The organism is Hypericibacter sp., assembly GCF_050729195.1.
Taxonomy (GTDB): Bacteria; Pseudomonadota; Alphaproteobacteria; order Dongiales; family Dongiaceae; genus Hypericibacter.
Window position 1 is genome coordinate 1 of record NZ_JBOHKS010000252.1, and the last position, 6,299, is coordinate 6,299.

Consider the following 6,299-nt stretch of genomic DNA (forward strand, 5'->3'; position numbering starts at 1 on the left):
CGATCAATCTGCGCTGGGCCCTGGATCGGATCCGCGAGGCCTTGCGGAACCAGCCCGCCTTGCAGCGCGCCGACCTCGCGCGCCATCTCGCGGCCGAGATCTGCGAGGAAGACGTCGCCATCAACAAGGCCATCGGTGGCCATGGCTTTCGGCTCATCGAGCAGGCCGCCGCCGGCAAACCCAAGGGCCAGCCGGTCAATATCCTGACCCATTGCAATGCCGGCTGGCTCGCCACCGTCGATTGGGGCACGGCGACGGCGCCGATCTATCTGGCGCATGATCGCGGTCTTCCTGTCCATGTCTGGGTCGACGAGACCCGGCCCCGGAACCAGGGGGCGTCGCTGACGGCGTGGGAACTCCTGAATCACGGCGTGCCGCACACCGTGATCGCGGACAATGTCGGCGGGCATCTGATGCAGCATGGCCAGGTCGATCTCTGCATCGTCGGCACCGACCGCACCACCGCAACCGGCGATGTGGCCAACAAGATCGGTACCTATCTGAAGGCGCTCGCGGCCCACGACAACAAGGTGCCGTTCTATGTCGCCCTGCCCTCGCCGACGATCGATTGGAGCCTGTCCGACGGCATCGCGCAGATTCCGATCGAGCAGCGAAGCCCGGCAGAGCTCTCGCATATCACCGGCCGGACAGCGAAGGGCGGCATCGAGACCGTGCGCCTGACACCCGAGGGCAGCCCGGTCGCGAATTACGCCTTCGACGTGACGCCCGGGCGGCTGATCACCGGCCTCATCACCGAGCGCGGCGTCGCGCCCGCATCCCGTGCCGGGCTCGCCGCCCTGTTCCCCGAGAAAGCGCGAGGCGGCCAGCCCGCCTCATAGGGTGGCCGCGCTGCGCCGGCGCCAGTCGCGCGCCGCGCGCGTCAGGTCGGCGATGGACGGATAGCGCTCCGTCTGCACCATCAGCTCCCGGGCCATCCGGAGGGCGCGTTTCTCGCAGAGGGCGCGGCGATCCGGGTCCCCGATCTGCTCGAGATCGATGACATGGGCCAGGCCCAGGATCCGGCGGATCATCTTGGCCGCGGCAAATCCCAGCGTGTCGTCATAGAGGCCCCACATCACGTCGCCCCGCTCGGCCTCGAGCGCCCGCTGGCCCGTCTCGTCGGCGAACAGCGCGGGCGGATAGGCATCGCCCGCTCCCGCCTGTTGGCGCCAGAGAGTGAGAAAGCGTTCCGAGAATCCGTCCCAGACATGCTCGATCGTCTCGAGGATCCAGTCCTCATAGTCGCCGCGCGGATCGGCCGCCGTGGCATGTCCGTCCTGGCTGAAATAGGAGAGCAGCAGATTGCCGATCACGGCGCCGATATCGAATCCCATCGGTCCGACGAAGCTGAATTCGGCATCGATCACGCGGGCGTCGTTTTTGGTGATCATGACCGATCCGGTATGGAGATCGCCATGGATCAGCGCCTCGGCCGAGGACAGGAAACGCAGCTTGAGCCGCGACACGGCGAGCTTGAGCGCGGTGTCCTCGCGGAACTCGGCGGCGAGATCGTCGAGCTGGGGCGTCGTCCAGCGGTTGCGTTCGCTGATCCGATAGGGGTCGGTGAAGATCAGATCCTCGGTGATCTTGCAGAGTTCGGCATTGCCAGCGAAGACGGCCGTGAGCTGCTTCTTCTGCCCGGCCGGCAGCGCCAGATCGGAGGTGAAATAGAGCGAGCGCGCCAGATAATCGGCGATCTGCGCCGCGAAAGCCGGATAGCGGACGCCCTGGATCATTCCGCGCCGCATGATGATATGCGGCGTCAACAGCTCCATGACCATCGCATAGAGCGCCGGGTCATAGTGATAGAGCTCGGGCAGATAGCGGCCCACATGCGGAAGCTGCTCCCGCATATAGCGCTGCTCGAAGAAGGTGCGGGCGAGGGTCATCGGCCAGCCCTCGCCGACCAGCCTCACATAAGGCAGGGCCTGCTTGACGCAGACGCCGCCGCCGGGCCCCCGGACGATGAAGACGAGGTTGAGATTGCCGTCGCCGACCTCCACCACCTCCCAATCCTCGGAGCGTCCTCCCAGCCTCGCCGCCATGCCCGGCAAGGCCGCCAGATAGGCCGGCAGCGATCCCGCATCGAGCGGCCGATAGCCGGGCGGCGTCTCGATCGCCATCGATTCCCCCTTGTTTTCCGTCCCCGCGGCCGCCGGCCTCTTTTCGGCCGGTTCCACCCGCGCCGCCATGGTGCTGAGAACTCGGGGCCAGATCAACGATCCGGTAGGAACGGACGCTCCGGACGGCCCGCAGGCCCGGCTTCAGAGATCGCGGACCAGGAGGATCGATCGATCCTCCTGCGGGTGGGCTGGATGGGGCATCAGGGCTCGCTCGCCGAACGGGCGGAAGCCATGGCGCCGATAGAAGGCGCCGGCCCGGGGGTTCAGCAGGAAATGCTGCACGCTCATCTGGTGACACCCCGCTTCGATCGCCTGGCCCTCGGCCTTGCGCAGGAGCCGCGCGCCGATCTCCTGCGACCGGTAAGGCGCATGGACCGCCAGGGCGTTGATGTAGAAGCTGCCGGGAACCTCGAACTCCAGCTCCACGAAAGGCCGCAGGAACGCCGGCAGCTCCGCCAGGCTGCTGCGGTCCTCGTCGCTGATGTCCGGCAGCCGGTAGGCCAGGATCATCCCGGCGATCTCGTCATCGATCTCGGCGACCGTCGCATGGCGATAGGAGAAGCCGCCCTCCTCGCGCCGCGCACGCTGTTCGCCGACATCGAGCGGCGTCTCGCCGGGCTTGGCCATCTGCGTCCAGAGATAGCCGGGGATGCCGTCGCCCGCGATCTCGATCAGTGCCGCGAGGCTGCGCGCGTCGGCTGGCTGCGCGCGCCGAATCCGCAAGGCTGACATCCCGCGCCCTGATTCCAAAACCGCCTCCCCTCGCCCGGACAGGATCGTCGACAGTTTGACGTTCCCGTTGCAGGGCATCAAGCCGCGAGATCGAGGCGATCTCAAGGCACGGGGGAACCGGTCTCGACGCTGAGCATTGCTCTATGAAATGTCCCTTGGCGCGGTCCGCGGGCTCAAAAATCGCGAGCCAGAATGTCTCTTGTGGGTCACGGGCTCGCTGCCCAATCCGCACGCCCAGGAGGATTTCCGATTTCACAATTGCCCCGAGGAACCCAAAATGGTCACAACCTCTTCAGGCATTCGGCCCAAGATTGCGCGATTGGCTCCCGTTCTGGCGGTGCTGTTGGTGGCGGCCTGCGCGCCGCAGCATTCGGCGCCCACACAGACGAGCTCGACCAATCCCACCGTCACCTACAAGTATCGCGGCGATGAGGAGTTGATGCAGGCCAATGAAAAGGCCAACGCCTATTGCGCCCAGTATCACTCCACCGCGCAAACCTACCGTATCGACACGGAGTCCGACGGCAGCAAGACGGCGGTCTTCCAGTGCGCGGCGATGCCGACCAACATGGCGTCAGCACGGGTTTACAATCCAAACTATCCCTACAACTACAGCACCGATCAGGATCTTCTGGGCGTGACGCAGAGCGCCGATCTCTACTGCGCGAACAGCGGCGGACAGCGGGCCGTGACGACGATCAGCACCGACGTCAACGGCACCAAGACGATCACCTTCCGCTGCGTGCCGCGCTGATCCTTTGCCCGCCGAGACCATGATCTGATCCTCCTCGCCTCCGGGGCCTCCGCGTCCCGGAGGCGAATCTGCGTCTAGAGGATGAGTTCGCCATAGTCGTGGATATATTCGCCGGCCTCGAAACCGCCGATACGCTGGGTCCAGCGCTTTCCTGGCCAGAGATAATCGACCCGGCCCTCGGCAGGTCGGTAAACGGCGGTGTAAGCGGTGGTGAAGCCGACACGGCGCGAATAGAGCGGCGCCTCGAAGAAGCGCGCGGTCAGGTTCGCGAGCGTCATCGCCGGATCTTCCAGCGCCGCCAACAGGGCGTTCTCCCGTTCGACCGACCGGCTTTCCGCATCCGCTCCGGATGAGAGAGCCTTTTCCTGGTGATTGGTACAAACGCGGCTCCGTGACACCGCCGGCGCGCGATCGGGACCGAGGAACAGGGTCGCATGGGCGCCGGCCCGGTCGAGCAGGATCACATTCTGCGACATCGCCACCGGAATGCGGCTCAGCGCCGCGACCGCTTCGTCGACCCCCGCACAAGTCTCGAGCGCATAGCGCAGCATCAGGATGATCGAGAAGCCGCGGCCCTGGGCGGGGCTTCCGCCGAAGGTCAGGCTTGCCACCAGCCCATCCGCATTCATGCCGTCGAGGCAGCCGCCCCAGGGCCGCTGCGCCTTGGCGATGACCTCGCGTCCCGACCAGGCGCTGGCCTCGAAGCCGTCGGAGACGACATCGAGCGGGAAATCATAGTTGCGCACCAGCGCCGGGCCGCCCTCCCCGAGCCAGACCGCCTGGCTGCAGCCGCTGAAGAGCGGCGGCGGGCGATAATGGCTGAGCATGCGGTGGGCCAGATCGTCATCCCCGACCAGGGCACAGGCCCGGTCGTAATGCGGAACCAGCTCCGGCATATGGGTGCGAAGCGCCGCCCGGCATTCGGCGGCGCTCGGCGGATCCGCCATGCCTTGTCCGAGATACCAGCGCTCGGTCTCCTCTCGGCCGGCGGTGAAGCGCGCCAGCCAGTCGGCCCCCGGTCGATCCTCGCGCCTGAAGACGAAACGTTTGCGCATCGCGCCATCTTAGGCGACCGCGCCGGCAATCGAAATGGCGGGCGCGAAGCGCCGGAACGGGGCGCCTAGGCGCCGAGATGTTCCTTGAAGAAGGCCAGCGTGCGACCCAGCGCCTTTTCATGGCTGGCCTTGTCGAAACTGGGGCGCTCGTCGCAGCTGAAGCCGTGGCCCGCGTCATAGGTGAAGATCTTCACCTCCGGCCGGGCGGCCTTGATCTTCTCGACGTCGCTCAGGGGAATGCCATGGTCATGCTCGCCGAAATGCAGCATCACCGGGACCTTCGGCTTCTCCTGCGCGTGGGCCGCGATCATGCCGCCATAATAACCCACCGTGCAGGCCAGCCCCGGGAGACGGGTCGCCGACAGGAAGGCCAGCGAGCCGCCCCAGCAATAGCCGACGACGGCGATCTTACCCGCGCCCTTGAGCGCCTGGATCGCCGCGGCGACATCGAGCATCGTGTCCTCGAGCTTGATGGCCGCGCGCAGCTTGACGCCGCGGTTCATCGCGGCTTCGTCATAGCCGATATCGATGCCGCGCTCGGTGCGATCGAACAGCGCCGGCGCCAAAGCCGTATAGCCCTGGGCCGCGAAGCTGTCGGTCACGTTGCGGATATGGTGGTTGACGCCGAAGATCTCCTGGATGACCACGAGGCCGCCCTTGGAGGCACCGGCGGGTTCCGCCCGATATCCGGCGAGATTGAAACCGTCGGCGGCCTTGAGTTCGACCTTGCTTCCCATCGGGAGCTCTCCTTGCTGCGTGCGATTGAGCGGAAAACCAGAGTTATCCGAAAGTTTAGGCCGGGCCGCGCGCAGAGGAAAGTTTCGGAAAGTTCAGGCGGATCCGCTCGCCGCGGCGCGACGATGCTCCGGATACCAGGCGGTGAACTTCACAGCGCCGACGAGAGCCACGATCGTCGCGATGATGCCGATCCGGGATGGCCATTCCGGCATATAGAGAAGGATCAGGTCGGCGACGACCATGACCAGGAATGCCACCGCCCAGGCACCGGTGATGACATAGTTGGTGCGAACGAAGCCGGGACTGTCCCAGAGCTCCTTGGCGACCTTTTCGTGCGCGTATTGCATCGTGAAGGGCCGGCGAATGGCGATCGAGATCAGCACGATCAGCATGAGGCCGCCATCGACGCAGAGACGCACGCCGAAGATCGACCAGGTGGGATGGGCCAGCACCGTATAAAGCGCCAATCCGCCAAACAAGACGAAGGTCCCGATCTCGAGAACCTTCGGCGAGCGGTTGGGTGTGAGCCAGTCCCGCAGCAGAATTCCCGCCGATACCGCGGCGCCGGCAATCAGGCCCTCCGTCGAGCCGACCAGCCGATCGACGATCGCGAACACGATGAATGGCGCAAAGGCCAGCAGCAGCGACATCGTTCCCCCTGGTTCCCCAATGTCCGGTCCACGCGGAATTGCCCCGTCCACAATCCTTGGCGCCCGGAAATATTACACTGGCAAAACGTCAATTCGCCATGCTCATTGGTGAGCTGCCCCGCACTTGATCTAGTGGCTTGAGCAGATCTCATCGCCTGGAATCAGAAAGCCCCGTCGCTTTCGCGTCGGGGCTTTGTGAGTTTGGTTGCGGGGATAGGATTTGAACCTATGACCTTCAGGTTATGAG

7 protein-coding genes are annotated in these 6,299 nt (G+C 65.4%); 2 read left to right on the forward strand and 5 right to left on the reverse strand.

What is annotated here, in order from left to right:
* Window positions 1–839: S-methyl-5-thioribose-1-phosphate isomerase (gene mtnA / locus ACREE8_RS20300; protein ID WP_431574832.1), on the forward strand; the 839-nt coding region annotated here is incomplete at its 5' end.
* Here mtnA and mtnK read toward each other — a convergent pair.
* Together mtnK and ACREE8_RS20310 are read right to left on the reverse strand one after the other, a co-directional pair.
* A complete protein-coding gene (mtnK, locus tag ACREE8_RS20305; RefSeq protein WP_431574833.1) occupies window positions 834–2,123 on the reverse strand; it encodes an S-methyl-5-thioribose kinase in 1,290 nt (429 codons plus the stop codon). The genes mtnA and mtnK overlap by 6 nt on opposite strands.
* 141 nt (window positions 2,124–2,264) lie before the next feature.
* Window positions 2,265–2,846: an N-acetyltransferase family protein gene (locus ACREE8_RS20310; RefSeq protein WP_431574834.1), complete on the reverse strand. Its 582-nt coding sequence runs from the start codon at window positions 2,844–2,846 to the stop codon at window positions 2,265–2,267.
* 328 nt (window positions 2,847–3,174) lie between these two features.
* Here ACREE8_RS20310 and ACREE8_RS20315 point away from each other — a divergent pair, with 328 nt between their 5' ends.
* Window positions 3,175–3,609, forward strand: a complete 435-nt coding sequence (locus ACREE8_RS20315; RefSeq protein ID WP_431574835.1) for a hypothetical protein — start codon at window positions 3,175–3,177, stop codon at window positions 3,607–3,609.
* Between the two features lie 74 nt (window positions 3,610–3,683).
* Here ACREE8_RS20315 and ACREE8_RS20320 read toward each other — a convergent pair whose 3' ends face one another.
* The 3 genes from ACREE8_RS20320 to ACREE8_RS20330 form a co-directional block, all read right to left on the reverse strand.
* Window positions 3,684–4,664 (reverse strand): C45 family autoproteolytic acyltransferase/hydolase, encoded by a 981-nt coding sequence (locus ACREE8_RS20320; protein WP_431574836.1) that lies wholly within the window; start codon window positions 4,662–4,664, stop codon window positions 3,684–3,686.
* Window positions 4,665–4,729: 65 nt separating this feature from the next.
* A complete protein-coding gene (locus tag ACREE8_RS20325) occupies window positions 4,730–5,401 on the reverse strand; it encodes a dienelactone hydrolase family protein (RefSeq protein ID WP_431574837.1) in 672 nt (223 codons plus the stop codon).
* Between the two features lie 93 nt (window positions 5,402–5,494).
* Window positions 5,495–6,052, reverse strand: a complete 558-nt coding sequence (locus tag ACREE8_RS20330; RefSeq protein WP_431574838.1) for a hypothetical protein — start codon at window positions 6,050–6,052, stop codon at window positions 5,495–5,497.
* Window positions 6,053–6,299: the final 247 nt, after the last annotated feature.